Genomic DNA, 651 nt, shown 5'->3' with positions numbered 1-651 from the left:
CGATCCCGCAAACAGAGAGCCGGTTCGGTGAAGCTGCGTCGCGGCACCGTTGCCGGACATCAAGGTCGGCTTTGGGCCGATCAGGTTCCGAATGGCGAAGACGGTTCGCAACTTTGCAGCGGCAGCTTCCTGCGCTGAGCTGTCGCTCGCGCCTAGCACTCAGCATTGAAAATATGCTCCTGACCAAGTTTGAACGGCGCTGGCCGAAAAGGTCCGCTTCAGCCGATGGCAAGTCTATGAGTCGCAAAAGGAAAGACTGGTGCGATCACGATTTTTCCACTGGCCTAAAATCAAAGGCTTAGCGGAGCCTGGAAGGAAAACTATGTGTCGCCCGACATCGGGCGACGCATAGTTTTGCCATTTGCGGCAGACCCTTTCCTTTTTCGTGTCTCCAACATCCCCGCTGGCGCCTCCTGTTCCGCCAGTGGCGAAGCCTTCCCTGATTTTCACTTCGGAAGACCTCGTGTCTTCCGGAGGGCAGGCGGACCAATCAACCGGAAAATGCCGGGGGAGGGGGGAGCGGGCGCAGCCCGTCGATGCCCTGCCGCGACTCCTGGGATATGCAATCCGCGCGCCCCGCGCGGATTTCTACTGTCTCTTGTTGAAGGCGCAACTGCCCAGTCCAGACAGTGTCCGTCGTCAGAGATTTTG

It is taken from the genome of Leisingera sp. UBA4491 (genome assembly GCF_002388965.1).
Lineage (GTDB): Bacteria > Pseudomonadota > Alphaproteobacteria > Rhodobacterales > Rhodobacteraceae > Leisingera > Leisingera aquaemixtae.
Note: the sequence above shows the minus strand (reverse complement) of the source record.